The sequence below is a fragment of the Streptomyces sediminimaris genome (assembly GCF_047049295.1).
In the GTDB taxonomy this organism is placed as follows: domain Bacteria; phylum Actinomycetota; class Actinomycetes; order Streptomycetales; family Streptomycetaceae; genus Streptomyces; species Streptomyces sediminimaris.
In genome coordinates, this window is sequence record NZ_JBJWOT010000002.1 from 186,877 (window position 1) to 211,576 (window position 24,700).

Consider the following 24,700-nt stretch of genomic DNA (forward strand, 5'->3'; position numbering starts at 1 on the left):
TCGGTCCGTCCGCCTTTCTGCTGTCTGTGTGTGGGGGCGCCGGCTGTTGGGTGGCCTATCCGGAGGTGAACAGCAGGACCGCGTTCTGCCCGCCGAAGCCGAAGGAGGAGCTGAGCCCCGCCCCCGGGGACACCGGGCGCGGCCGTCCGGCCACGATGTCGAGCTTGTGGTGACCGTCCTGCCCCTCGAAGTTGGCGACCGGCGGCACGGCGCCGTGCCGCAGGGCGAGGACGGTGTACGCCGCCTGGATCGCCCCGGCCGCTCCCAGCGCATGCCCGATCACGCCCTTGGCGGCGGTGACCGGCGGCACGTCGTCGCCGAAGACCCGGGTCAGGGCGGCGGCTTCCGCCGTGTCGTTGAGCGGAGTGCCGGTGCCGTGCGCGTTGACATGCCCGATGTCGGCGAGGCAGCAGTCCGCGTCCCGCAGTGCGGCCCTGATGGCCCGTGCGGCGCCGTCACCGTGCGGGTGCGGCGCCACGGGGTGGTGGGCGTCGGCGCCGGCGCCGTAGCCGCGCAGCACGGCCAGCACCCGGGCGCGGCGGGCGCGGGCGTCCGCGGCCCGTTCCAGGACGAGCACGGCGGCACCCTCGCCGAGGACGAAGCCGTCGCGGCGCGCGTCGAAGGGCCGGCTGGCCAGTTCGGGCTCCTCCCGGCGCCGGGACAGCGCGCGCATCCGGGTGAAGCAGGTGGCGGCCATCCGGGACCGGGCCGACTCGCTGCCTCCCGCGAGCACGATGTCGCAGGTGCCGGAGCGCAGGAGGTCGCGTGCCACACCCAGCGCGGTGGCGCCCGAGGCACAGGCGGTGGCGGTGACGAGGTTGGGGCCGCGCGCGCCCAGGTCGATGGCGATCTCGCCGGCGGCCATGCTGGGCACGCTGCGCGGCAGCGCGAGCGGCGAGACCCGCTCCGGCCGGTCCGCGCCGAGGTGGCCGAACTCGGTGACATAGGTGCTCATGGAGTTGGAGCTGACACCGAGGACGACACCGGTCCGTTCGCCCAGCCCGCCGTCGACGCCGAGGCCCGCGTCGGTGACGGCCCGGCGAGCGGCGACCAGGGCGAACTGGATGAACCGGTCCGTGCGCCGTGCCAGCGGCCGGCCCAGCTCCGCCGCCGGGTCGAACCCGGTGACCGGGCAGGAGAAGTCGACGGGCAGCCCGGCGAGTTCGGGATCACGGGCGGCTGCCGAACGCCCCCGGCACAGTACCGCCCAGTTCTCCTCCGGTGTGTGGCCCGCCGGGGTGATCAGGCCGAGACCGGTGACGGCGATGTCAGCGCCCATGGCGTGCGTGTGCGAAGGCACGGGCCGCGTCGGCGAGGGTCGAGGTCGGGGCGAGATCCAGGGCGTCCTCGGGGAGCACGGTCCCGAACTCCTCCTCCGCCGCGACCACCAGCTCCATCAGGTCCAGCGAGTCCATGTCGAGGCTCGCGAAGGTGGTCGCCGGCGTGAGGTCACCGGGGTGCGCCTTGATGCCGAGGTGTTCGGTCAGCAGGGCCACGAGCTGCTCGGGCAGGGCGTTCCGTGCCGCGGCGGTCATGGCTGTGTCTCCCGCACGTGTGCCGCGTGGGTCATGTCTGTGCCTCCTGTTCCCGCCCCGGCCGTGGGTGTGCGGCCGGCGTTCATGCGCTCGGACGATTCCCGGGCTCGGGTCGCCCGCACGGCGAGCCCGTCCAGGTGGGCGGCGAGCCGGTTCCGCGCCCGGCCGCCGGCCGGTCCGGGGCCGGGCAGGGACGTCACCTTCAGCGCGCGCAGTGGCGGAACCCGCGTACTCGAGGCGGACGTTGAGGTCGGAGATGCCGGACGCCGCGATGCGCGCCGCACGCATCCGGAAGCCGGGGATCGCCGCGCCGGGCATCTCCAGGCGTCCAGACGTCCGCCAGGGCGGTCAGGGCCGCGTCGGGGGGACAGTACGAGCGTGTCGGCGACCAGCGCCCGGCGGAAGAGCATGTGCGGGTTCTCGTCCGGCGCGATCCGTGCCGTCAACTGCCCGCCTTCTGGGTCCGCGCAGGCGGCCCCGGCGTTGCGGTGCGCCTGCCGGGTCGCCGGTTCCTGGGTGGTTGCCTGGGCGGTGACGTGTGCCGGCGGGTGAAGGAGGGCCGGCGGACCCGTCCGGTGGCCGGTGGCGACGTGCCGCTTCCGCAGCTCCTCCAGCGTGACGGGGTCCACCGCGCGGCGGGCGTGGACACAGGAGCGCAGGGCCGAGGCGTGGCGGTCCTCTGCGGCTGTCCGCCGGTGCACCCAGGTGCCCCGGGTGCCGTCGCGGCCGAAGCGGCTGGCGATCTCGAGGTGGTGGCTGGGCAGGGCGTCCTCGGTGAGCAGGTCGACGACCGGCGCGTTCCGCGCGGCCCGGGGCGGCGCCGACTGCTCCGGAGCCCAGGCCGTGCCGTGCGGCGGGCCGTCGAAGTCCTGTGCCGGGCACCACGGCACGTACGGGTGCGGGAGCCAGTCAGGGGCCGCGGCCGGATGCCGGTCCGGCAGCCGTGGCACCGACGGCGCCGGCTCCCGCAGGACACGTGCCGCGTCTGCAGTGGCCTCGGCCATCCTCTGTTCCCTCTCCTCCGGCCCGTGTCCGTCATGTCCGGGCGCTGAGCTGTGAACGCGCCCGAACGGGCCGGGGCACGATCTTCCACTCGGACGATGGACGGACGAGGACGGAACGCGTCGGTGATCACTCCGTGGGGCTACGTCCTGGCCCGGTGGGCTGCGGGTCGGTGCCGGTCGTCCGGGCGCGGCGGCCGGCCCGTACGGGCTTGTCAACACGCGCCTGCCGACGTGCCGCGTTCGTGGGAGGGTCCCTGTGCCGCGGTGAGCAGCCGCTAGTTCTTGCCGGGTGATCACCTCAGCTCTCCTGTGCTCCGGGCCGTCGGCCGTCCCTTCGCCCGTGCCGTCTGCCACGCTCCGGGCGGGAGCGGCCCGCCGATGACCGCGACGACCGGCTCACGGGCCGCGGAACACGAGGGCCGGGGTCCGGGCAGCGTACGGCCGGGCGGGGTGCTGTCGGCCATGTGTCTGGCACTGGCGTTGGTCACCGCATCCATGTCCGCCCTCAACCTGGCCCTGCCCGAACTGGCCGTCGACCTGTCCGCGTCGACCACGTCGCTGACGTGGATCGTCGACGGCTACGCGGTGGCGCTGTCCGGCCTCGTCCTTCCGATGGGGGCCCTCGGCGACCGCCTGGGCCGCCGTGCGGTGCTCGTGGCCGGTGCGGTCGTGTTCGGGGCGGCGGCCCTGGCCGCCTCCGATGCCTCCGGTACGACCGCGCTGATCGCCTGGCGCGCGGTGATGGGCTTCGGAGCGGCGATGATCATGCCGGGCACCCTGTCGACGATCACGGCCGTCCTTCCCCCGGACCAGAGGCCGAAAGGTGTGGCCGTCTGGTCCGGGTGCGCGGCGGCGGGGGTCGTCGTGGGGATGCTGGTCTCGGGAGCGCTACTGGAGTGGTTCAGCTGGCGGGCGATCTTCGTCGCCGGGGCCGCTGCCGCTCTGGGCGCGGCTGCCGCGGCCCTGCTGCTGGCCCCGGAGACGAAGGACGCGCACCGGCGCCGGTTCGACATCGCGGGCGCGGTGTGCACCGCTCTGGCGCCGGGGGCTCTGGTGTATGCGCTGATCGAGGGCAATGACGGCGGCTGGGGCCGTGCCCGCGTGGTCGCGGGGCTGGCCGTGGCGGTACTGGCCGCCGTCGCACAGGTCCTGCTGGGACTGCGCACCGCACATCCCCTACTGGATCCCCGGCTGTTCCGGATCCCGGGCTTCAGGGCCGGGGCGGTGACCATCGCCGTGCAGTTCATGGCGGTGTTCGGCTTCTACTTCGTCGGCCTGCAGTATCTCCAGCTCATCCTCGGCTACAGCCCGCTGAAGTCCGCGCTCGCGCTGGTGCCGGTCGCGCTGGTCGTCGTCCCCACCTCGCAGACGACCCCTCACCTGGTGGACCGTCTCGGCGTGCGGACGGTCATGATCAGCGGGCTGCTGCTGCTCGGCTCCGGACTGGTGGCGCTGTCCCGGCTCGACGCCGGGTCCGGATATCTCGCCTTCCTCGGCGGCCTCGTCCTGGCCGGCTTCGGGATCGGCACGACGGGCGCCGTCGGCGCGTCGGCGATCACCGGTTCCCTCTCCCGGGACCAGCAGGGCGTGGCGTCCGCGATGAACGACGTCACCCGCGAAGTCGGGGCGGCCGTCGGCGTCGCTCTGATGGGGTCGGTGTTCGGCAGCCACTACCGCTCGGCGCTGCCCGACGTCTCGCGGCTGCCGGCAGTCGCCGCGGACGCCGTACGCGACTCCCCGGCCGGCGGCCTCTACGTCGCCGAGCGCGCCGGCCCCGAGGGCGCGGTGCTCGCCTCAGCGGTCAAGGGCGCGTTCATGGCCGGCATGTCCGCCGCGCTCAGCACGGTCGCGGTCGTCCTGGCCGTCGCGGTCTGCTGCCTCGTGCGTGTCCCGAAGAGGTCTCCGCGCCCCGAATAGCGCGCCACCGGCACGACCGGTCCGGGCCCCCGGGTACGGCGTCGGGCCACCAGCCGCGCGCGGCTTCACCCTGGCACCTTTTCGGGTGAAAGGCGATTTGGTGGAGAAAACGGCCGCCCTCTACGGTGCGGCCCACGCAGTCGGACATGCGGGCGTCGCAGCCCGCGGAGACGGGGGAGACCTCCTGATGACAACGCCAGAGTCCGACGTCCTCGTCGTCGGCGCCGGACCGACCGGTCTGACGGCGGCGCTCCTGCTGGGCCGGGCGGGAGTGCGGACACACGTGGTGGCGCGGCATCCCGGGCCGGCCCGGCACCCCAAGGCGCACATCCTCAACGCGCGCACCATGGAACTGTTCCGGCAGTGGGGCCTGGCCCTCCCGGTGAGCGAGGCCGCGCTGCCACCCGAGCTCGGTCTGGGTGTGGGGTTCGTGACCCGTATGGCCGGCCGGGAGCTGGGCCGCATCATGGCCGACGACGATCCGGCGGTGCTGGAGGCGATGCTGACCCAGTCCAGCGAGATCCTGCGCTCCTGTCCGCAGGACGTGCTGGAACCCCTGCTGCTGCGGGCCGTCGAGGCCCACCCCGGTGTGACGGTCGGATACGGCACCGAAGTGCTGGGCGTCGAGCAGGACACCACCGGTGTCACCGCTACCGCCCGGTCGGCGGAGGACGGCTGCCTCCGCTCCCTGCGTTCCCGGTTCCTGATCGGCGCGGACGGAGCGGGCAGCACGGTGCGCTCTCAGGTGGGCATCCCCGCGCCCCGGTTGAGGTCGTCGGGCCACATGATCGGCGTGCACTTCACCGCCGACCTCACGCCGTACCAGCGGCAGCGGCCCTTCCTGCTCTGGTGTGTCGTGAACGCCGACACCCAGGGCGCCCTGGTCGCCCTCGACGGGCACAGCCGCTGGACGTACCTCTTCGGCCACGACCCCGCCCACCGGCCGCCGGAGTACTTCACTCCCGAGCGCTGTGCCCACATCGTGCGGGCCGCGGTGGGCGCACCCGAGTTGGACGTGCGAGTACGGGAGGTCTGCCCGTGGCGGATCGAGATCGCGCTCGCGGACCGCTTCCGCGCCGGCCGTGTCCTGCTCGCCGGTGACGCCGCCCACCGCTTCCCGCCCAACGGCGGCTTCGGCATGAACACCGGCATCCAGGACGCCCACAACCTCGTCTGGAAACTCGTCCACGTGCTGCGCGGCACGGCCGGCCAGGCACTGCTCGACAGCTACGAGGCGGAACGGCGCCCGGTCGCGCTGGCCAACGCCCTGCAGAGCATGGCCAACGCCGAACGCATGGCGCTGACCGGGACGATGCTCGCCGACCCCGACTCGCTGCGCGAGGTGGAGGACGCGGACAGCCCGGAGGGCGCCGCCCTGCGCGCTCGTATCGTCGCCGGCATCCCGGCGCAGCGGGAGCAGTTCCTGTTCACCGGACAGACCTTCGGCCACGTCTACGACTCCGCGGCGATCGTGGACGACGGCAGCCCGCTGCCCCGGTCCACCGTCTCCGTCTACCGTCCCACCGCGCACCCCGGCGCCCGCGCGCCTCACCTGTGGCTGCGGGACACGGCGGGGGAGCAGATCGCCCTGCATGACGTCACCGCCGACCGCTTCGCCGTGCTGACCGGCCCGCAGGGGCGGGTCTGGGAGGTGGCCGCCGCCGAGGTGAACCGGCGTCACGGTCTGGACCTGCTCACCGTGCGCATCGGCCGCGGATGCCCCTGGAGGGAGGACGAACCGGGCCACTGGCAGGACCTCTACGAGGTCGGGCCGACCGGTTGCGTACTCGTCCGTCCCGACAACCACGTGGCCATGCGGTGCAGCGCCGATCCCGGCGACGCATCCCGGGCACTGACCGAGGCGGTGACGAGCATTCTCGCCCGGCAACCGTCGCTTGCGACCGCCGACGCGGGGGCGGGAGATCCGTGACCCGCGCCGAACACACGCAGTGGAACAGGAAGGGAAGCCTGCCGTGACTCATCCGGGGACCACCGCCCTGCCCGCGGGACTGGCCATCCTCATGGCGGCCGTCGTCGGTGAGCGGATGCTCGAGCTCGTCGTGGCCCGCCGCCACGCACGCTGGGCCGCCGACCGCGGAGGCGTGGAGTACGGGCGTGGACACTACCCGGTGATGGTCGCCCTCCACGTCGCGCTCATCGCCGGGATCCCGGCCGAAGTCGCCCTCGGGCACCGCGAGTTCGTCTCCGCGCTGGGCTGGCCGGCGCTGGCCGGCGTGGTCCTGGCGAACGCCGGACGCTGGTGGTGCGTCCACTGCCTCGGCCCTCAGTGGAACACCCGCGTCATCATCGTGCCCGGCCTGCCGCTGGTCGGCCGGGGCCCCTACCGATGGCTGCGCCACCCGAACTACGCCGTCGTGTTCACCGAGGGCATCGCGCTGCCCCTGGTCTACGGCGCCTGGGTGACCGCCCTGTTGTTCACCTCCGCCAACGCGGCGCTGATGGCCGTGCGGCTGCGGGTGGAGAACAGGGCACTGGCACTGGCCACCTGACGCGCGGGCCGGGCGGACCGGCCGGTGCACCACCGTCCTTGACGACGAGGAGACCGCAAGTGGCGTACGACGCCGACGTACTGGTCGTGGGCGGCGGTCCGGCCGGGCTGGCCTCGGCCCTCCACGCGGCACGCGCCGGACTGACGGTGGCGGTGTGCGAGCAGCGCACCGGCCCCGTGGACAAGGCGTGCGGGGAAGGCATCATGCCCGCCGGTGTGGAGCGGCTGCGTGCGCTCGGCGTCCGGCCCGAGGGAGCCGCGCTCACGGGCATCGACTACCTGGACCTGTCCGGCCGCCGCGCCCACGCGCCGTTCCTGCGGGGCAGTGGGCTGGGCCTGCGCCGCACCGAACTGCAGGAGGTCCTGGCCGCCGCCGCCAAGGCCGCGGGAGCGCAGCTGCTGCACCGTCGCATCACCACCCTTGAGCAGGACGCCGTCTCAGTGACCGCGGGTGGACTGCGCGTACGGTGGCTCGTCGCGGCGGACGGCCTGCACTCGCCGCTGCGCCGCCACCTCGGTGTGCAGGCCCACCACGGCGGCCTGCGCCGCTTCGGTGTCCGCCGGCACTGGTACGTCCGGCCGTGGACATCGGCTGTGGAGGTGACCTGGGGGCCGCATGCGGAGGCGTATGTCACCCCCGTCGCGGCCGACCAGGTCGGTGTCGCGGTGCTGTACCGCCCTGAACGGGCGCCCGCGGCGGCGGCACAGCACACCTACGAGGCCCTGCTCTCCGGTTTCCCCGCCCTGCGTCGCCGTCTGGCCGAGGCTGCCGCGGCCTCGTCGGTGCGAGGAGCCGGACCGATGCCGCAGCGGCCCGAGCGCCGGGTCGTGGGCCGGGTCCTGCTCGTGGGTGACTCCGCCGGATACGAGGACGCCCTGACCGGAGAAGGCATCAGCCTGGCCCTCGCCCAGGCCCAGACCGCCGTCGACGCGCTGCTGTCCGGCGCTCCGCACCGCTACGAACGGCAGTGGCACCGCACCACCCGCCGCTACCGCCTGCTCACCCAGGGCCTCGTGCGCGCCACCACCCGCCCGGCCCCGAGGGCCCTTCTGGTCCCGGCGTGCCGGGCGGTCCCCGCCCTCTTCACCGGGGTCGTCAACCAGCTGGCCCGCTGACAGCCGGTCTCCGCCCGTAGGGGAGCGGCCTGCGGAGGGGCGGTCGGCGGCGGTGAAGCACCGGTCGCGGCCAGGCCGCCGTCAACGGCGGTCAGTCGATGATTTCGTCCGGCTGGTTCCAGATGCTCTTCTCGGCCCGCGTGTAGCGCACGGAGTGGCTTGTCCACTCGATCAGCCCGGCGCTGAAGTCGTTGAGCGCACCGGCGAAGGCGCGCACGTTCGGGTCGCGGCCGGTCGGGGAATCGAGCAGGGCGGCGTGCGCCTGCTCGTAGGCGTCGGTGAGGCCGTCGTACAGGGCCATCGCCTCGTGGAGAGCGCGCTGCGCGGAGCAGCCGTGGTCGGTGGCCAGGACGGCGACGAGGTTCTCGCTTTCGCCGTCGGCCAGCTCGCGCGGCGCCGAGAGCGTGTCCTGGATGAGGATCGTGCGGTCCACGTCGAGGTGGAGCAGCCGGCCCATGAGGGGGTCGGCCAGTACGTCGTCGTCCAGCTCGATGCCCAGGCCGGCCTCGATGAGGAGGTGGTCGATGCGCTGGGCGACGGTCAGTCGGCGGGTGCTGAGGTAGCCGTCCAGTTCGCCCCCCGCGCGGGCCCCTCGGGGGGTGGCCGGGCCGCGCCGGCGGTAGGACAGGCAGCCGGTGAGGAAGTCGGTGAGGGCGGTTGCGAGACGGTCCATGAAGCGTGGGGAGCGGCGGGTGGAGAGGCTGTGCCAGAGTTCGGTGAAGACGGGAGCCCAGCGGGGGTCGGTGCCCCGCACGCCGTCGAGGTCGTAACGGGCCCTGACCTCGGTGAGGAAGGCGCGTGCCATGGATATGGCGGTGTCGGCCGGGGCGGTGTCGATCTCGTGGTCGCGGGCCATCAGGGCCGCGGCGAGGCGCGCGAGGTCGTACAGGATGCCGGCGTCGCAGCGCGGCCAGCACACCGCGGCCAGGTAGGTGTGGTCGGTACGCCGGAAGACGCGTCGCTGGCTTTCGTCGCGGAGCAGATCCCAGGACAGGAACCACTCGTCCACCCGGTCGGCGAGGTCTCGGCTGTAGTGGGCGCTGCACCGCAGAGGGTGGCGGGATTCCAGGCGGGGCCTCAGGGCGCCAGGGGGGTGCGTCATCGGCGGGTCCACTCCTTCGTAGCGGCGGGTGGTCAGTGGCGCCGGTGCAGCCGCAGGTGCAGGCGTCGCGGGACGAGGGTGGCGCGCAAGGCGGGCCTGACTGCGTGTCCACCGGCAGAACTCAGCTTCCAGCGAGAGGTGATGGAGGCCAGCGCGAGGGTGGCCTGGGTGAGCGTGAACGCCTCGCCGATGCACTTGCGCGGGCCGGCGCCGAAAGGGACGTAGGCGTGTTGCGGGACGGCCGTGGCGCGATCGGGCAGCCAGCGGCCGGGGTCGAACCGTTCGGGACGAGGGAAGAGGTCGGGGCGGCGGTGCAGGACGTAGGGGCTGTAAGCCAGCACGCTGCCGGCCGGCAGCAACCGGCCCGCCAGGCGGGTGTCGCTGGAGACGCGCCGGGTGAAGATCCACCCGGGCGGATACAGACGGACCGTCTCGGTGAGGAAACGGCGCGTCAGATCCAGGCGCGGCAGGTCCTCGTACGCGGCGACGCGCCCGCCCACTACGGCGTCCGCCTCCGCGTACAGTCCTTCCGCGATCTCCCGCTGCTCGGTGACCAGGTGCAGGGCCCAGGCCAGAGCGCTGGCCACGCTGGTGATGCCGCTGACGAAGAAAGAGACGACCTGGTCGGTCATTTCCCGGCGCGTCAGCCCGTCCGGGCCGGCCGAACCCGCGTCGATGAGGATGGTCAGCAGGTCTTCGTACCCGCCACGGCCGTTGCCTGCCCGGTCGACGATCCGGTCGACGGTGCGGTGCAGCTGGGCGCGGGCCCGGTCGTAGGACCGGTTGGCCGGCGTCGGCAGCCGCTCCAGGAGGCCGGGGGTGAGCAGCCTCCGGTAGATTCCCGCCATGGCGATCTGCACGCACCGCCGTGTCTCGGCCATGGTGACGGCGTCGAGCTGGGTGGAGAACATGGTCGACGTGGCGATGCCGGTCGCGATCTCGTGCGCGACGGCCAGCGCGTCGACGGGCTGATCGTCTCGCCAGTGGTCCATCACGTGAGCGATCTGCTCGCTCATCAGCCTGGCATAACCGGGCATGCGGCCCGGATGGAACGCGGGCTGGACCAGACGACGCAGTCGGCGATGCCGGGCGTGGGGGCAGGCGGGCAGACCGTCCCCCAGGACTTCGCGGGCCTTGTCGAAGAGCGGACCGCCTTTGTCGAACGTCCGGTCGTCCACCAGGACTTGGTGCAGCAGTCCGGGGTCACAGACCATGTGCAGCCGGCTCGGGCCGATCCGTACCGTGACCAGATCGCCGTACGCCGGCAGGGAGGTCAGAAACGTCCACGGATCGGTCACCAGCTGTGGCAGATGGCCGATCAGCGGCGCGGCTCCCGCAGCGGTCCCTGAGCAGAACACGTGATCGCCGGACTGCTCCGTGCGCTTCTCGCGGTACACGGAAGCATGCGACCGGTACCCGGCCGGGTACGGGGCGGTGCCTGAGGGGGCCGCCCGGTCATCGGCCCGGGGGGTGCCGCCCTGCGCGGTTCCTTCCTGCTCGGTCATGGGTGATCCTCGTCTCGCGTCGAATGGCGAATGGGGCATGGGCGGTCTTGGGGCATGGGCGGTCTCGTGTCGAATGGCGGATGGGGCAGGGGCGTTGGCCGGGTGGCGCCCCGGCGAGGGGCTGGGGCCGAAGTGAGCGGTCAGGGCATGCCGGCGGTGTCAGCGCAAGCGGTGGATCATGTCGTGGGTGAGGGAGGCCAGCTCCCTTCGCGCGGGTTCGGGCAGAGAGGCCTCATCGAGGTGGTGCAGCGCCTGGCGGACCTGTGCTGCCGCTTCCCGTTCGGCGGCTGCCCGGCCGCCTGCGTCCTCGATGGCCCGCAGCAACTCGGCGACCCGTTCCGGCGACCAGCTTTCGGGGCGGGCGTACAGGTGCCGCACGCGGTCACCGGCTGCTCCTTCGGCACCCAGTGCCGCCAGCAGGGGGTAGGTCTTCTTCCCGCCGGTGACGTCCCCGCCGACCGGTTTCCCCGTCCGCTGCGGATCGCCCCACAGTCCCAGAAGATCGTCGACGCACTGGAAGCCGATCCCCGCGCATCGCCCGAAGCGCTGCAGAGCGGACACCGCCGCCTCCTGTGCTCCGCCCAGGACGGCTCCCAGCCCACAGGCGGCACCGAGCAGCGCTCCGGTCTTTCCCTCGGCCATCGACCGGTACTCCCCGAGCGTCACATCGGCATGCCGCTCGAAGGCCAGGTCCATGCTCTGCCCGCGCATCAGGCCGTCCAGTGCCTCCACGAGCACCGAAACGGCCCGGTGCGAACCGGTCGCCTCCACCACCCGCACCGCCTGCGCCAGCAAGGCATCACCGGTCAACAGAGCCGCCGGAACACCGAACTCCACCCAGGCAGCCGGTCGGTGCCTTCGCAATCGGTCGCGGTCCATGATGTCGTCGTGCAGCAGGGAGAAGCCGTGCACCAGCTCCACCGCAACCGCTCCCGGCACCGCCGCGTCTTCGTGTCCGCCGACCAAGCGCGCGCACGTCAGCACCAGTACCGCCCGGGTCGCCTTGCCGCCGCCGGAAGCGTGATGCTCCCCCGGCTTCCCGACGGCCAAGTGGTATTCGGCTACCGGACGAACACCGTCCGGCAAGGATTCCACCAGGCGGCCAAGCGCCTGCCTGACTGCGGCGTGCCCTCCGTCCCGCCCACTGACGCTCGGCCTTCCGGACGGTGACGTCCCGGCGCCCGCTTTGGCGACCAACTCGCTCCTGTGCATCCTCATCCCGTCACCGTGTCGCGCGTCCCTGATGCAGGGTTGCCCGGCCGACGCCATGACTCACCAGCGCACAGGATGCACAGGCGGCGCGCCGGCGAGGCCGGGGCGTCGGTGTACCTGACAGCAGAGCAAGGAGAGGTCGTCTGTGGCGCCGTTTCACTTGAGGGTCGCCGAACGGGCACGGCCGGCGACAAGCGATATGGAAAATCCGCCGAGCCGGTCCGCTGTGACTTGGGCGATGACGGTGGTACCGGCCAGGCGTGACGATGCGCTGCCCGCGCCGGGGCGGCCGCGGGCGGGCAGCTGTCCTGTCTCAGATGAGCCCGGGCAGTTCAGGCTCCTGACCTGCGATGCCCGGGTTTAGTTGAGACACCTGGGTAGCGTTGTCTCGCGCAAGTCCGGGTATTTCGTTGGGGAGACGCATACCTTGACCACGTCTCCGTGTCCTTCGCTGCAGATGCGTGGTTCATCCGGCCAGTTCTGCGAGGACCTCGGTGACGGCGCGGCGTCCCAGCTCGGCCATGGCGGGGTTGGTGTGGCGGTAGTAGTCGATCCCGCTGACGAAGGTGAGTGCCCATCCTCGTCCCCGGGCCCAGGCCGCGTCGTCGAATCCTGCCGCCGCGCGGAAGGTTTGCCGGGTCTCCGCACTGAACAGCGTCCAGGCGGCGATGGCATCGCAGGCGGGGTCGCCCACGCCCGCCGTGCCGAAGTCGATCACCGCTCGGAGCCGACCGTCGTTGACGAGGATGTTGCCGGGGATGAGATCGCCGTGTGTCCACTTGGGTGGCCCGTCCCATTCCGGCTGGTCGAGGGCTTGTTCCCAGGCGGACAGGAGAGCGGGGGCGTCGATGTCGTCCGCCGCCTTGGCGGTCCACTCCTGTACGGAGGCGTCGCGGGTGCGCAGGGGCACGCTCCGGTAGCCCGGGCGGGCCCCCGTGGTGTCGGCCGTGCGTATCGCCGTGACGAACTCGCCGAGGTCTCTGGCGAGCCCGTGGCCGTTGGGGAGCTCATCCGGCTTGGGGGTGGGGTGCGAGCCGTCGATCCAACGGCCGATCGCCCACGGAAAGGGGTATCCGTGTCCCGGTTGTCCCACGGCGATCGGCTCGGGCACGGCGGTGGGGAGGAAGGGGGCCAGCCGTGGCAGCCAGTCCCGCTCGAACTCCACTTGGCCGACAGCACTCTCCATCCGGGGCAACCGGACCGCAAGCTCGTCGCCCAGCCGGTAGATCGCGTTCTCGGTGCCTGCGGAGTCCACCGGGCTGATGGGCAGATCCGCCCATTGCGGGAATTGGTGTGTGAGTAGCCGCCGCACCAGCACGCTGTCAGTCGGAATCTCATTCTCGTGCATCATCGGTCCGAGACCCTAACGAGGCGGCCAGCGGGGGGACATCGATTTTTGCCGGGCTTCCCGGCAGGCCCCTGGCCTCCCGGGCGGCTTCCTCACGTCACCTCTCGCGTGATCCCGGGCTCAGAGACGGCGCTGATGGCTGATTCGATGTCTCGTGCGGTCTCGCCCAGTTCCTTGAAGAACCACGGTTTGCTGGTCCTGCGGAGGATTTCCTCCTGGGGCAGGCGCCGGATGAACCCCGCTCCGAACTGCAGGTACTCGCTGGCTGTCGCGGCGTCGGCCTGAGAAGCTGTCCGATGTCGGTGCCGGCTATGCGGTGAGGGACATTCGAGGTGCATCGCGACGATCGGTCAGTGAAACTTTCGCCCGCACTGTCGCCGGAGCGGGTCACTGAGATCAACGAGGCCATCGAGCGGATCACATGCTGGGCGAGAGGCCGCGAAGACATCGTCGGCCTGCTCTTGGTGGGATCGTGCGCCCGCAACGCCGCGCGACCGGACTCCGACATCGACATCGTCCTGCTCACCACGGACGAGTCCCTGTATCTCCGTGAGGATGCCTGGGCCGTGGAACTCGGCCTGGGCGAACCGATCCGCACCCAGCCGTGGGGACCGATCACAGAACGACGCTGTTCCACGGCCTCCGGCCTGGAAGTCGAGCTGGGCATCGGCTCTCCGGCCTGGGCAAAGACAGATCCCGTCGATCATGGGACGCATCGTGTCGTCACCGACGGTGCCCGGGCGTTGCACGACCCGGCAGGCATCCTTGCCGACCTTCTCGCCGCCTGCCGACTGACCGGCGGCTTATCGGTGGGGCCCTTGGGCCGCATGGTGGGCGGGTAGCTGGGGCCGTTCATGATGACCTGGCGACTGGCGTTGATCAGCCGGTCCAGCAGGGACTCGGCGACGACCGGGGGGAGAGGGGATTTTGTGGAGCCGCGAGAACGGCAACGGGGGGACGGAAACCGCCGACTCGTCGGCGCTGAACGGTGAGTAGTGATCACTCCGGGTGCGCTACGGCTTCCTTCTGCAGTTGCACCGCCGCCACCAGGCTCAGTCCCGGCTCCGCCTGACGCAGTGCCTTCACAGCCGCTACCGACGCGAGATCCCCGGTGAAGCCGACGGCGGCCAGCCGGAAGCGGACCCAGTGCGCGCGTACCTCGGACCCGGTGGCGGCGGCGGTGGACTCGGCGATCGCGACGGCGCGTTCCAGACCCGCGCGCTCCGTGGGCGAGGCGTCGGCCAACGCCCGGCGCAGGGCGGCGGCGATCACATCCGCGTCGCGCAGTACGACGGTAGCGTCTTTGGACGGTCCCAGGATTCCCATGCGGATCAGGTTGGTGGCCGCTGACCCTGATTGCCAAGCGACTTGAGCGTTTCCAGAGGCTGGGACAGGGCGCGCCAGGACGTTCAGCGGCGGCGCAGTGACGGGTCGTGCGGAGCGGCCGGTGCCGGCGGGTCTCGGGCGAAGGCCCCGGCCCCAGGGTTGCCGGACCCGCACAGGTACCAGGTGCCGGACGCCGGGGAGTTGACGAGGGTCGGGGCCTCGGTGCCGCCGTGGGCGACGTCGGCGGTGAACTCCGTGGAACTGCCGGGGAGAGGGAGCTGGACCTCGCCCCGACCGGTGTCTGGTCCTTCCTGAAGCAGAGGTGGTTGACGCCGTTCACGCCCACGGCCATGTCGCCGTCGATCACGTCGTAGCCGCTGTCGAAGAACGCTTGGGGGCGGACGCGGAGAGGAAGCCGGTCGTGCAGTTGACCATGATGACGTTGTGGCCGTTGTCGTCGACGGCGGAGCAGATGGTCGCGTACTTGCCCCGCCCCGGGTCCCAGAACGCCCCGGATGCCCGGCAGCGCGTGTTCATGTCGTGTGGCTTCAGCCGGTGGCAGCCGGTGAGGGTGCCCAGGTCGGTGGCGTATCAGACGTGGATGTACCGGCTGACGGGGTGCTTCCGGTGCGCCCCGGGGTGCCAGGTCGGATGCCCCGGGGCGACCTGGTCAGCGGCGTGTGTAGATGAAGCCGATCTTGTCGACCGCGTCTCCGGAGCGTCCGTGGAATCCCGCGATCTGCCAGCCGCTCGGAGCGGTGCGGGTCACGCAGTCGGAGGTCGTGGTGCCGCCGGCCAGGGTGCGGCCGAGGCTGGTCGTGTACTTGGCGTAGAAGATCCGCGTGTGGCCGTTGTACTGGTCCTGGCAGAGCCGGGCCGAGGTGACGTACTCGCCGCTGCCGAGGGTGAGCGAGGCCGCGGTGCCGCCGGTCCCGCCGTGGGCGAGGGTCGTCCCGTTGGCCAGGGTGAGGCTCATCTGGTCGACGCGGGAACCGGAGCGCAGGCCGATGGTGGTGGCGCGGGCACCGGCCGGGACGCTGTCGATGTCGTTGTAGTAGTCGCCGTGCGGGCCGCCGAACTGGTCGCTGAGCTGGAAGGCGGAGTTGCGCGACCAGGTGAAGCCGACGGTGATCGGGTCGTGGTCGGAGAGCATCAGCCCCGCGTCGGTGAGGAACTTGGCGTGCTCGTTGTTGTACGACGTCGCGTTCAGGGAGACGAGCTTGCTGCCGCGGTAGAGGACCTTGTCGACGACCTCGCAGGTGTTGGGCACGGTGGCCCCGGACTGGTCGCAGACCAGCGCGTCGCTGCCCTTGGCGGGCGGGATGCCGCCACGTATCAGCTGCACCCAGGCGTCCGTGAGGCCGTTGGCGGAGGCGAATTCACCGATGGTGTCGGCGGCACGGGTGTAGCGGGTGTTGGTGTCGCCCATGACCACGACGGCGTTGCCCGCCGAGTGGGCCTTGATGAAGGCGGTGAGCTGGTTGAGGTTGTCGGCGCGGGAGGCCTCGTCGCCGTCGTTGGTGCCCGCGTTGGTGTGCAGGTTGTAGAAGTCGACGTAGACCCCCTCGGCCAGCCGCTCACGCATGAAGGTGAAGCCCTTGGGGGTGAGGCAGTCGCCCGAGTCGACCTGGCAGGAGTTCCAGTGGACGCGCTCGAAGTCGTCGGTGTCGTAGGGGACTTTGGACAGGGTGTTGAGGCCGCTGCCGATACCGGCGCCGCCGCTGGTGGGGGTGCGGTAGGCGTGCGCGGTGTCGGCGGCGTAGAGGTACGCGTGGTAGTTGAAGTCCTCCTCGACGTGGACGATGTCGTATGGGGCGATGCGCTGGCCGATGGCGGTGGTGCTGGACTCGCGCGGCGTCGGCGCGCTGTTGACGGCTGCCGGCAGGCCCGCCACGTTGTAGCTGAGGACGCTGAAGGAGCCGGAGTCCGCTGCGGCCGCGGAGGGGGCGGCTGCGGTGAGCCCGCCGAGGGCGGCTGCAGCCGCGGCCAGGCAGGCGAAGAATCTGCGCATGGGGATGTGTCTCCTGGGGGAGAGAAAGCGGTTGTGCCGGGAACAGGGCAGAAGTTACCGCTGGTTACCCCAGGCTTGTCGAGAGGTGGGCGCGCATTCAAAGAAATCCACTCGCCGAACGTGGGCGGTTCGGGATCCCGCTTCGGCCTCGTGCCTTCATGAACCGTCAGCAGCACCGCCGTCCGACCCGCCCTGACCCGAGCACCGAGGACGTGTGGGTGTGAGCGTCGGACACCGATCCGGACCGATTCCGGGGCGGCACCCACGAAGCCCTGGCCCGGCTGATCCGATGCGGCCGCCGGCTGCCGTACGCGGCCGGCGTGAGCGTCACCGGCGCCGTCCCGATGGTCGCCGCCGCGCCTGGGCGGTGGCCCCCGAACCCGGCGGAGGAGTCCGTGACGGTTCCTGAGGCGCCGACCTCGACGGCGCGCGCAGTCAGCAGGTGCGGGTGCAGGCGCCGTGGCTCGGGCTTGGTCGCATTCGCGATGGCCTCCCACAGGTGGCAGGTGACCTTCTTGTCGCCGTCCGCCGTGGAAACGGTCTCGGCCTTGGTGTGACTCGGCGCGCAGGTCGGCCAGTTCGCGGCGCAGTTCCTCCAGCCGGTTCCGGCTGGCCGCGCCCTCCTCGTCGGCCAGGGGTTCCTCCTCGATCCCCTGCAGGATGGAGATCCCGACTCCTCGGGCGCTTCGCCGATCCGGACGGGTCGGGAGCGGCGTTCGAGGGCGGCGTCCTTCCCGACACAGAAGAGCTCAGGGGGCTGGTCGGCGGTATGCCTGGTTCGCCGCCTGCTTGACAGTCCTGATCACTGGTGCGGTCTCGAGGTGTGTGATGGCGGGGAGTGCGGCGACCCGAGTGGTCAGGTACCGGTACAGCTCCCGCTGGTTCGCGCACACCACGCTCGCGTACAGGTTGGTCGGGCCGGTCGTGGCGGCGGCGAACGCGATCTCTGGATGCCCGGCCAGAGCCTGACCGGTCTCCTCCAGGTGCGCGGGCGCGACCGAGAGCCAGAGCAGGGTTCGGGCGTTCACGCCGAACATGCGCCAGTCGATGTCGAGATAGAGCAGTCCGTGTTCGCGCAGCTCCGTCATCCGGCGCCGGACCGTTGTCGGTGACCACCCGGTGGCCGCGGCCAGCTGTTCGAACCCGGTACGGCCGTCGGTGGCGAGCTGGGCGAGGAGCTTGCGGTCACCGTCGTCGAGTCGCACTGGTCCGCGCCGGTGCGGCGTCGGGGGCGGGCGCAGCCGCTCGATCGCCTGTGCGTCCAGCGATCCGAGTTTTCCGACCAGGTTGTCGGGGCCGCCGTAGAAGGCGTGCAGCACGGAGTGCGCCGTCACGCCCTCGACGCGCGGGGTACGGGGGAGTTTGGACAGCAGCAGTGCCTCACTGTCCGCCTCGCTCTCGGTACGGGCCACGCAGGTGATCTCGGTGCCGCCGGAGCTGAGGCTCACCCAGGAGGTGTCGGAGCGTCTGGCCAGTGCCTCGGCGACGGGGAGAGACACCGCGGGCGCGCATCGCACCCGCAGGAACCACAGGACGGCGCCCAGCGCGGTCGGGTCGACGCCGCCCAGCACCCGTACCGCCCCGGCCGAGCGCAAGCGGGCGTAGCGGCGGGCGATGGTGCGGTCCGAGACACCGAGCACCTCGGCGATGGTGCTGAACGGGGCACGGCCGTCGATCTGCAGGGCGTGCACGAGACGGCGATCCAGCTCGTCGTAGTCGGATTCCACCGAGCTGAGGGTAACGGGTGTCAGATTCCAGCACCATCGCGCCTGTTTCTGGCCCGGGCGGCTCGGTCGCCGGAGCGTTGCTTCTGTCCTGATCGACACAACCACAGGAGAGTCCATGGACACCGAAGTGCTCATCGTCGGCGCAGGTCCGACCGGAATGACGCTGGCCAACGAGTTGCTGCTGGCGGATGTGCCGACAGTGCTGGTCGACAAGCTGTCGCAGCGCAGTGACCTGTCCAAGGCAGGCGGCGTGCAGTCGCGCACATTGGAGGCGCTCGACCAGCGCGGGCTGCTGGAGCCCTTGCTGGCCACCGGCGATCACCCCGTCACCAGCGGCCACTTCGCCGGCATCGCACTCCCGCTCCCCTCCGACCGGCACCGTCTGCCGTGGCGGTCCGTGCCGCAGGTGGTGATCGAGGGATTCTTCGAGCAGCACCTGGCCGCGCAGGGCCTCCACGCCCGCAGGGACCACGAACTGGCCGGTCTCGTCCAGGACGACAAGGGCGTCACCGCGACCTTCACCAACGGCGCCACCCTCCGCTGCCGTTACCTTGTCGCCGCCGACGGCGCCCACAGCACCGTACGGTCGCTGCTGCGGGCCGGGTTTCCCGGTCAGCCCGGTACGTTGACGATCACGGCCGCCGATGTGCGGCTGAGCGGCGTCGACCAGCCGGTGTCGCACACCTGGAACGAGGACGGACACTGGGCGGCACTGTTCCCGCTCGGCACCGATCCGCAGGGCAGGCCGCTGCGCCGACTCGTCCTCGGCGGGCCGGGCCAGTCACTGCCCCGAGAGATTCCGGTCACCGAGGACGAGATCCGCCACGGCCTGAGCACCGTGTTCGGCACGCGGGTGGAGCTGCTGGAACTGCGCTACGCCCGCCGTATCACCAACGCCTCACGGCAGGCCGAGCGGTATCGGCACGGGCGGGTGTTCCTGGCGGGCGATGCCGCCCATGTCCACCTTCCGCTCGGCGCGCAGGGCATGAACACCGGGATGCAGGACGCGCTCAACCTCGGCTGGAAGCTCGGCGCCGCCGTGCGCGGCTGGGCACCGCAGAACCTCCTCGACACCTATCACGCGGAACGGCACCCGGTCGGGGCCGCCGTGTTGCGCAACGTCCGGGCGCAGAGCCTGCTGATGGACTGGGCCGGCACCCGCGATCCGGACGTGCTGGCCGCCCGGGAGATCTTCACGGCCATGGCCCAACTGCCGGACGTCCAGCACTATCTGGCCGACCTGATGTCAGGGATGGCCGTCCGCTACCCGATGCCGGGCACCGAGACCCATCCGCTCATCGGCCGGCCCGCGCCGGACGTGGACCTCGGTCCGGCCCGGGTGCACGAACTGCTGCGGTCCGGGCATGGCGTCCTGCTGGACCCTGCCGACATGTTCGCCGCGGTCGCCGACCCCTGGTCGGACCGGGTGGACCGGGTGGGCCAGGGCGCCGGCACCGAGCCGATGCTCATCCGTCCGGACGGATACGTGTGCTGGGCTGGCTCGGACGACCTGGAACCGGCGCTCGCCCGCTGGTTCGGCGAGCCCCGCTGAGCCGGCGCGCAGGGCCGTCGTGGAGAGGCCGGTGGGCATCAGTGGGCGTCGATGGTGACAACCATCGTGCTTCGGCTCAAGGACATTGGTCGAGGCCGGTCGCTGCCGACCAGCGGCCTTCGGTCAGAGCGGTGGCGGCCGCCTCCCAGGAGAAGCTTCCGGGCGTGAGGTGCCAGTGGCTCATCAATCCCTCCAGGCTCGCGGTGAACAGGCGGGCCTGCAATGCCGGGTCGGTGTCGGCCGGCCATTCGCCGGCGGCGACGCCGGCGGCGAACAGCTCCTCCAGCCGTCGGTGCGTCCGTGCCCGGGAGGCGCGCACGGCGGCGGCGATCTGCGGATCGTATGCGGCCAGAGTGCCGGCCTCCAGCAGCACCCGGCAGGTTTCGGCGTGGGCGGTGGCGTACTGGCCGACCACGACCGCGACGGTGCGCAGCACCTGCCGCGGTGAGGACCGCCTGGAGTCGGGCAGCGCCCGTATCGCCTGCTCGACCTGGTCGCTCAGGCCGCAGTCCCACTCGTCGTGCAGCGCGAGGAACAGGGCTTGCTTGCTTGCGAAATACAGGTACGGCGTGCCCTTGGACACTCCGGCCCGCGCGGCCACGTCGGCCATGGTCGTGGCGTGATAGCCGGTGCCGGCGAAACAGGAGGCGGCCGCGGCGAGGATCTGGCCGCGGCGAGCAGACCGGGTGGCGCTGGTGAGTCTGGGCATCTCTACCGTCCTGTCCGCAGGGCGCGGCGTCCGGTCCGGGCCGCCACCACCCATTCCAGCGCGTATCCGGCGGCCAGGATCACCACGAACGCAGCGGTCATGTCCTCGGCCCGTGCCCACGACAGGCCGGCGGACGGTAGCGCCGCGGCGGCCAGGCCGAGCAGGGCCAGGACCGTCCACCCGGTGCCGGTCACCACGCAGTGCGTCTCGCCGCAGTGCCAGAAGTTGAGCACGCAGTACACGCCGAACAACAGCACCCAGCCGCTGGCCATGGCCAGACCCACCCGGGTGTTCGCGGCACTGCCGACCGCGCCCGCGGCCAGGAACACCGCGGCCGTCGAGGCCACTGCTGCCGGGCCGCGGGTCACCAGTTCGGCCCGTCGCAGCCATGCCGTCAGGGTCCTGCCCCCGCGGCCCCGTCCTCCGGCCGGCGGCAGCCGGCATCCGGGCCTCTTTCGCGTCGAGTTTCGCGTCGAATGGGTTCGATCCCTGTCCATCCTCACTCCAAAATGACTGACCAGTTAGTCATTATACGGGCAGATGTCTCCGGCGGACAGGGCAAGCGGGTCCCGGATCGCGGCGTCCGTGACATAGGCCGCTGCGAAGACGAGCCGGGGAGGCGTCCTCAGGGCGAGTACATCGCACAGCAGACCTGGGACGACCGGCGCAGCGGGCGGATCGCGTCGAGCTCGTGGTGGTCCAGGACCAACTGCGACATGGACTCCACGACGCCGTTCGCGGAGTTGCTGATCGGCCAGCCCACTTTGCGGAAACGGATGAAACACGGCGTCCTGGCGGCCCTGGACCAGCGGATCTCGATCAGCCACCAGATGCCGACCCTCACGAAGGACGAGACCGCCAGCTGCATCAAGCACCGCCTGACGATCGCCGGACGATCCGATCCGCTGTTCTCCGACGACGCCGTCGACCTGATCCCCTCACCAGCCGCGGCCTGCCCCGCTCGGTCGACAACATCGCCCTGCAGTCCCTCATCGCCGCGTTCGCCGACGAGAAGGGCATCGTCGACGAGTCTTCCACCCGCCCCGCCATCACCGAGACACACGCGACAGAATGGCGACCGAGGCCAGACAGGGTCACACCAGGCGGCCCTGCCCACCAGTTCACATGCCTCGCCACGTCCGCTCCGCCAGCTGGCGCGGAGTGACTCCACGCACGTTCGCCCGATCTGGGTCGGCGCCCGCTTCCCGCAGCACATCGAGCGCGTCCGGATCACCCCGGTGGTTGCACACCGCCCGCCACAGCGATGTGTTTCCCTGCACATCCACGGCATCCACAACGGCGCGGCCAGCCAGCAGCGCGGTGGCAATGTCAGTCCTCTGAGCCTGCGCGGCGAAGTGCACGTTTGACTGTTGAGGCTGATCCGCCGACACCTTGCCGAAGGAGACGACACCTCACCGGCGGCGGCTTCCAAGCCGCTCGACGGCACGGTGCGTGAGCCGGTCGGAGCGGTGCCCGGCCGGTGGTCGCGTCAGTCGGCCTGCGCTTCCGCGACGACGCTGGTGACGAACTGCTCTGCCCCCTTGCCCCGTGACCGGACCAGCAGGCGTAGGCGCTGAGGCAGGGCGTGGGGCAGGTCGGCGGGAGCGGTGACCAGCCAGCGTGTGCGCAGGGTCCTTCCCGCCCTTGCCAGGGTGGGTCGGATCGGGCGCCGGGGGACTGCCGTCCACCGCTCCGGGACGATCAGTTCTGAGCTGACGACAGTCGTGGTTGTCGCCCTGATGACGGTCGTGAGTTCCACGGCTCTGCCGGGTTCCACCGGGACGGGGCCGTCCGGTGGTGTTTCGACGGCGATCGTGAGACGGGGGTCCTCTGTCCGCCATGACTGCCAGGCAGAGACCCCTACGGCGCCACCCGACGTGCGTACGGCCGTGAGTCTCAGGGCGGTGGTTGCGATGGGCTGATCCAGCAGGATCCGGTTGAGGCTTCCCCGGCGGGGGGTTTCCGGAATACGGCGTTGGCCCGGTACGGGATGCCACCTCCCGCCCTGCTCCAGGTATTCGAGCTCGTAGGAGTCGGGGGTGCGGACACCGCCGCCGTCGTCGTAGAAGGAGATCCGCAGGTCCGACACGGGTGTGGGGACCCCGAAGTCCACGGTGAGCCAGTCGCTGGCGTTCGGGCTGTCGAAGTTGGTCCATCGCGATGACGGCGTGTCAATGTGCAGGTCCTGTCCGTCGATCGCCTTGGCCGGGCTGTCGAGGGGAAACGTGTATGAGGCGCGTGCGAGCGGACAACCCTCCTGTTCGACGTTGGCCAGGTCGTCGGCCTCGTGGGGGAGGGGGTGCTGTTCCGTCCTGTCGATGTCGAGTGTCACGGGCTTCAGGTCGGCCTGCCGGTGTATTCGCCGGCCGTTCAGCCAGACGGTCAGTCCGGCTCCCTGCCCGTAGTGCCGGCCGGTGCGGTCCCAGACGACACTGAGGTTGTGTCCGTGGTAGGCGAGGTTCTCCAGGGCGAAGTGGTCCCATTCGAGGGGTGCGAGCGGCGCGATGGCGACGGAGGCATCGGGTTGCGGGCGGATTCCGAGCAGCCCGGAGAGCACGAGGTCGTTGAAGGTGGAGTGGTTGTAGTCCTCACTGTGCCCGCGGCTGTCGTAGATCCAGCGGTCCTCGTCGGGGTGATGCGCCTCGGCGACGTAGGGCTTGCCGGCCTTGCGGTGGGTCAGGGCGTAGGAGCGGAGCGTGGCGTAGTAGTCGGTGCGGTCGACGTGGGACTGGGCGGGGTAGTCGATGAGGAGGTTGGCCAGGGCGGTGAGCGTCTGGCTGGTGGCGAACGGCCAGCTCGGACCGTCCCAGCGGCAGCAGCCGTCGAGCGCCTGATACATGAACCATGGGCTGCGGCGCTCGACCGTAGTTGGTCCGAACGGCGCGGAAAAGCCTTGGGGGTCGCGTAGTTGGGACCAGGCCGCCGCGTTGCCCGCCGGTGCCATGTGGAAGTACCAGGGGAGGAAGCCCATCTGCTCCCGGTCGACGATCTTGTGTCGCTCGGGATTTCCCTCACGCATGACGTGCTTGTAGAACCGGGCTTCCTCGTCCCACAGCCGGCGCTCCTGATTCACCCGCAGGGCACGGGCTCGGGCGTCGTAGTGGTCCGCCTTCGTGTCGTCGCCCCGTTGGCCGCGGCGCCGCAGGAGGGCGGCGATCGCCTTGGCGTCGCCGTACTGGTAGGCGTTGAGGGTCGGGCGGAACCCGTCACCACCGTGGTACGGGTCGTCGCTCTGATAGGAGCTCGCGGTGTACTCCATCGCATCCCATACCGGTGTCTGCCAGTAGAGGCCCACTTCGTCGTCGAACTGCGGGGCCCAGCCGTTCCACTGACGCTCCAGTTCGGGAAGCAGACCGAGGGCGTGCTCCCATCTGCCGTCGGCCGTGGCCCGGGCCACGACGGCGTCTGCGATCCAGAAGGAGTACTGGTGCGCCCAGTCAGTGGTGTTCTTGTTGAGGAAGTCCGTGGCCGGCTTGGGTCCTGCGCCGCTGCCACGCAGCCAGTAGGCGATGTAGTCGTCGAGGTAGCGGTGGTCGCGCAGCCAGCGTGCCTCGCGGATGTGGTGAGCGGCAGCGGCGACGATGCCGCCGTGCGGCGCGGAGTAGCCGACCGGGCCCAGGAACTCCGAGAGGATCCACCCCTCTTGGGGCCCGGTGTACTTGAGGGCATGCTTGATCACGCGCCACCGGTAGTAGTAGGTGTCCCGGATTGCGGTGTCGGGCAGGTCGACGAAGGGGATGTTCGCCTCGTACCACTCGGGCTCCGGGAGGTCCGCGAGCAGTGACCGGTGGTCGAGGAAGGCTGTCCCGCATCCCACTGGCGGGTACATCGGAGGGACGGTCGACGCCTCGCCGGCTGTGGTCGTCTTGTCCGCAGGGCTGCTCGGTGCCGTGGCGCGCGCGGCCGCACGGGCCGGCAGTGCACCGCCCAGGGCCAACGAGCCGAGAGCCGCGGTGCCGCGGTGAAGAAGCCGCCGACGATCGAGAGCCATGCGCGTACTCCTTCTGCGGGAACGAGCGGACAGCCGCTGCCCGTTGTGGCTGACGGGCAGCGGCTGGCAACGTTGTCTGCCGGAGGGCCACGGATCAGAGTGCCATGGGCCGGGCCGCGGTTGAAGAGTCTGTACA

Annotated in this window: 22 protein-coding genes and 1 pseudogene; 6 read left to right on the forward strand and 17 right to left on the reverse strand. The window is 71.3% G+C overall.

Features of this window, described 5'->3' with window-relative positions:
• Window positions 1–55: 55 nt before the first annotated feature.
• From ACJ9NR_RS38805 to ACJ9NR_RS38815, 3 genes are read right to left on the reverse strand one after another with little or no spacing between them, the layout of a single operon-like run.
• Window positions 56–1,279 (reverse strand): beta-ketoacyl-[acyl-carrier-protein] synthase family protein, encoded by a 1,224-nt coding sequence (locus ACJ9NR_RS38805; protein ID WP_412494500.1) that lies wholly within the window; start codon window positions 1,277–1,279, stop codon window positions 56–58.
• Window positions 1,269–1,535, reverse strand: coding sequence for an acyl carrier protein (locus tag ACJ9NR_RS38810; protein ID WP_412494499.1), 267 nt, complete (start codon window positions 1,533–1,535; stop codon window positions 1,269–1,271). Before ACJ9NR_RS38810 ends, ACJ9NR_RS38805 begins: the two co-directional genes overlap by 11 nt.
• Window positions 1,532–2,539, reverse strand: a complete 1,008-nt coding sequence (locus tag ACJ9NR_RS38815) for an acyl-ACP desaturase (RefSeq protein ID WP_412494498.1) — start codon at window positions 2,537–2,539, stop codon at window positions 1,532–1,534. The genes ACJ9NR_RS38810 and ACJ9NR_RS38815 overlap by 4 nt, the downstream gene beginning before the upstream one ends.
• 378 nt (window positions 2,540–2,917) lie before the next feature.
• Between ACJ9NR_RS38815 and ACJ9NR_RS38820 the strand changes: the two genes are divergently transcribed.
• The 4 genes from ACJ9NR_RS38820 to ACJ9NR_RS38835 all read left to right on the forward strand — a co-directional run bounded on the left by ACJ9NR_RS38820 (window position 2,918) and on the right by ACJ9NR_RS38835 (window position 8,081).
• Window positions 2,918–4,456 (forward strand): MFS transporter, encoded by a 1,539-nt coding sequence (locus tag ACJ9NR_RS38820; RefSeq protein WP_412494497.1) that lies wholly within the window; start codon window positions 2,918–2,920, stop codon window positions 4,454–4,456.
• Window positions 4,457–4,643: 187 nt separating this feature from the next.
• Window positions 4,644–6,386, forward strand: a complete 1,743-nt coding sequence (locus ACJ9NR_RS38825) for an FAD-dependent monooxygenase (RefSeq protein ID WP_412494496.1) — start codon at window positions 4,644–4,646, stop codon at window positions 6,384–6,386.
• Window positions 6,387–6,477: 91 nt separating this feature from the next.
• Window positions 6,478–6,966 (forward strand): isoprenylcysteine carboxyl methyltransferase family protein, encoded by a 489-nt coding sequence (locus tag ACJ9NR_RS38830; RefSeq protein WP_412494580.1) that lies wholly within the window; start codon window positions 6,478–6,480, stop codon window positions 6,964–6,966.
• 59 nt (window positions 6,967–7,025) lie between these two features.
• A complete protein-coding gene (locus tag ACJ9NR_RS38835; RefSeq protein ID WP_412494495.1) occupies window positions 7,026–8,081 on the forward strand; it encodes an NAD(P)/FAD-dependent oxidoreductase in 1,056 nt (351 codons plus the stop codon).
• A gap of 91 nt (window positions 8,082–8,172) precedes the next feature.
• Here the strand turns inward: ACJ9NR_RS38835 and ACJ9NR_RS38840 are convergent, their stop codons facing one another.
• From ACJ9NR_RS38840 to ACJ9NR_RS38855, 4 genes are all read right to left on the reverse strand, one after another.
• Window positions 8,173–9,183: a terpene synthase family protein gene (locus ACJ9NR_RS38840; protein WP_412494494.1), complete on the reverse strand. Its 1,011-nt coding sequence runs from the start codon at window positions 9,181–9,183 to the stop codon at window positions 8,173–8,175.
• A gap of 32 nt (window positions 9,184–9,215) precedes the next feature.
• Window positions 9,216–10,688 carry a cytochrome P450 gene (locus tag ACJ9NR_RS38845; protein WP_412494493.1) on the reverse strand — a complete coding sequence of 491 codons (1,473 nt, stop codon included), beginning with the start codon at window positions 10,686–10,688 and terminating at the stop codon, window positions 9,216–9,218.
• A 159-nt stretch (window positions 10,689–10,847) separates the two neighbouring features.
• Window positions 10,848–11,783 (reverse strand): polyprenyl synthetase family protein, encoded by a 936-nt coding sequence (locus ACJ9NR_RS38850; RefSeq protein ID WP_412494492.1) that lies wholly within the window; start codon window positions 11,781–11,783, stop codon window positions 10,848–10,850.
• A gap of 583 nt (window positions 11,784–12,366) precedes the next feature.
• Window positions 12,367–13,251 carry an aminoglycoside phosphotransferase family protein gene (locus ACJ9NR_RS38855; protein ID WP_412494491.1) on the reverse strand — a complete coding sequence of 295 codons (885 nt, stop codon included), beginning with the start codon at window positions 13,249–13,251 and terminating at the stop codon, window positions 12,367–12,369.
• Between the two features lie 350 nt (window positions 13,252–13,601).
• On the opposite strand from ACJ9NR_RS38855, the gene ACJ9NR_RS38860 reads away from it, so the two are divergent.
• Window positions 13,602–14,090, forward strand: coding sequence for a nucleotidyltransferase domain-containing protein (locus ACJ9NR_RS38860; protein WP_412494490.1), 489 nt, complete (start codon window positions 13,602–13,604; stop codon window positions 14,088–14,090).
• Here ACJ9NR_RS38860 and ACJ9NR_RS41720 read toward each other — a convergent pair.
• The 5 genes and pseudogenes from ACJ9NR_RS41720 to ACJ9NR_RS38880 all read right to left on the reverse strand — a co-directional run.
• Window positions 14,048–14,161: pseudogene (locus ACJ9NR_RS41720) on the reverse strand (ATP-binding protein); the annotation flags it as partial. The gene ACJ9NR_RS38860 and the pseudogene ACJ9NR_RS41720 sit on opposite strands and share 43 nt — an antisense overlap.
• Before the next feature lie 86 nt (window positions 14,162–14,247).
• Entirely contained in the window at window positions 14,248–14,574 is a 327-nt protein-coding gene (locus ACJ9NR_RS38865) for a hypothetical protein (protein WP_412494489.1), read from the reverse strand.
• Window positions 14,575–14,937: 363 nt separating this feature from the next.
• Window positions 14,938–15,111, reverse strand: a complete 174-nt coding sequence (locus tag ACJ9NR_RS38870) for a hypothetical protein (RefSeq protein WP_412494488.1) — start codon at window positions 15,109–15,111, stop codon at window positions 14,938–14,940.
• A gap of 133 nt (window positions 15,112–15,244) precedes the next feature.
• Window positions 15,245–16,585 (reverse strand): jacalin-like lectin, encoded by a 1,341-nt coding sequence (locus ACJ9NR_RS38875; protein WP_412494487.1) that lies wholly within the window; start codon window positions 16,583–16,585, stop codon window positions 15,245–15,247.
• A 749-nt stretch (window positions 16,586–17,334) separates the two neighbouring features.
• Entirely contained in the window at window positions 17,335–18,312 is a 978-nt protein-coding gene (locus tag ACJ9NR_RS38880; protein WP_412494486.1) for an Lrp/AsnC family transcriptional regulator, read from the reverse strand.
• Window positions 18,313–18,427: 115 nt separating this feature from the next.
• On the opposite strand from ACJ9NR_RS38880, the gene ACJ9NR_RS38885 reads away from it, so the two are divergent.
• Window positions 18,428–19,864 (forward strand): FAD-dependent monooxygenase, encoded by a 1,437-nt coding sequence (locus ACJ9NR_RS38885; protein WP_412494485.1) that lies wholly within the window; start codon window positions 18,428–18,430, stop codon window positions 19,862–19,864.
• Window positions 19,865–19,940: 76 nt separating this feature from the next.
• Here the strand turns inward: ACJ9NR_RS38885 and ACJ9NR_RS38890 are convergent, their stop codons facing one another.
• The 5 genes from ACJ9NR_RS38890 to ACJ9NR_RS38910 form a co-directional block, all read right to left on the reverse strand.
• The gene (locus ACJ9NR_RS38890) at window positions 19,941–20,573 is read right to left on the reverse strand and encodes a TetR/AcrR family transcriptional regulator (protein WP_412494484.1); all 633 of its coding nucleotides are present in this window, start codon (window positions 20,571–20,573) and stop codon (window positions 19,941–19,943) included.
• 2 nt (window positions 20,574–20,575) lie between these two features.
• Entirely contained in the window at window positions 20,576–20,941 is a 366-nt protein-coding gene (locus ACJ9NR_RS38895) for a hypothetical protein (RefSeq protein ID WP_412494483.1), read from the reverse strand.
• Between the two features lie 257 nt (window positions 20,942–21,198).
• On the reverse strand, window positions 21,199–21,441 hold the full coding sequence (locus tag ACJ9NR_RS38900) for a hypothetical protein (protein ID WP_412494482.1): 243 nt from the start codon (window positions 21,439–21,441) through the stop codon (window positions 21,199–21,201).
• Between the two features lie 253 nt (window positions 21,442–21,694).
• Window positions 21,695–21,934, reverse strand: a complete 240-nt coding sequence (locus ACJ9NR_RS38905) for an ankyrin repeat domain-containing protein (RefSeq protein WP_412494481.1) — start codon at window positions 21,932–21,934, stop codon at window positions 21,695–21,697.
• Between the two features lie 128 nt (window positions 21,935–22,062).
• Window positions 22,063–24,564: a discoidin domain-containing protein gene (locus ACJ9NR_RS38910; protein WP_412494480.1), complete on the reverse strand. Its 2,502-nt coding sequence runs from the start codon at window positions 24,562–24,564 to the stop codon at window positions 22,063–22,065.
• Window positions 24,565–24,700: the final 136 nt, after the last annotated feature.

Excerpts from the sequence above, each read along its gene's own strand:
- ACJ9NR_RS38845 (WP_412494493.1), bottom strand. The coding sequence starts at position 10,688 with ATGACCGAGCAGGAAGGAACCGCGCAGGGCGGCACCCCCCGGGCCGAT.
- ACJ9NR_RS38825 (WP_412494496.1), top strand. The coding sequence starts at position 4,644 with ATGACAACGCCAGAGTCCGACGTCCTCGTCGTCGGCGCCGGACCGACC.
- ACJ9NR_RS38910 (WP_412494480.1), bottom strand. The coding sequence starts at position 24,564 with ATGGCTCTCGATCGTCGGCGGCTTCTTCACCGCGGCACCGCGGCTCTC.
- ACJ9NR_RS38885 (WP_412494485.1), top strand. The coding sequence starts at position 18,428 with ATGGACACCGAAGTGCTCATCGTCGGCGCAGGTCCGACCGGAATGACG.
- ACJ9NR_RS38810 (WP_412494499.1), bottom strand. The coding sequence starts at position 1,535 with ATGACCGCCGCGGCACGGAACGCCCTGCCCGAGCAGCTCGTGGCCCTG.
- ACJ9NR_RS38820 (WP_412494497.1), top strand. The coding sequence starts at position 2,918 with ATGACCGCGACGACCGGCTCACGGGCCGCGGAACACGAGGGCCGGGGT.
- ACJ9NR_RS38870 (WP_412494488.1), bottom strand. The coding sequence starts at position 15,111 with ATGAACACGCGCTGCCGGGCATCCGGGGCGTTCTGGGACCCGGGGCGG.
- ACJ9NR_RS38900 (WP_412494482.1), bottom strand. The coding sequence starts at position 21,441 with ATGCAGCTGGCGGTCTCGTCCTTCGTGAGGGTCGGCATCTGGTGGCTG.
- ACJ9NR_RS38890 (WP_412494484.1), bottom strand. The coding sequence starts at position 20,573 with ATGCCCAGACTCACCAGCGCCACCCGGTCTGCTCGCCGCGGCCAGATC.
- ACJ9NR_RS38865 (WP_412494489.1), bottom strand. The coding sequence starts at position 14,574 with ATGGGAATCCTGGGACCGTCCAAAGACGCTACCGTCGTACTGCGCGAC.
- ACJ9NR_RS38855 (WP_412494491.1), bottom strand. The coding sequence starts at position 13,251 with ATGATGCACGAGAATGAGATTCCGACTGACAGCGTGCTGGTGCGGCGG.
- ACJ9NR_RS38815 (WP_412494498.1), bottom strand. The coding sequence starts at position 2,539 with ATGGCCGAGGCCACTGCAGACGCGGCACGTGTCCTGCGGGAGCCGGCG.
- ACJ9NR_RS38805 (WP_412494500.1), bottom strand. The coding sequence starts at position 1,279 with ATGGGCGCTGACATCGCCGTCACCGGTCTCGGCCTGATCACCCCGGCG.
- ACJ9NR_RS38875 (WP_412494487.1), bottom strand. The coding sequence starts at position 16,585 with ATGCGCAGATTCTTCGCCTGCCTGGCCGCGGCTGCAGCCGCCCTCGGC.
- ACJ9NR_RS38830 (WP_412494580.1), top strand. The coding sequence starts at position 6,478 with ATGGCGGCCGTCGTCGGTGAGCGGATGCTCGAGCTCGTCGTGGCCCGC.
- ACJ9NR_RS38840 (WP_412494494.1), bottom strand. The coding sequence starts at position 9,183 with ATGACGCACCCCCCTGGCGCCCTGAGGCCCCGCCTGGAATCCCGCCAC.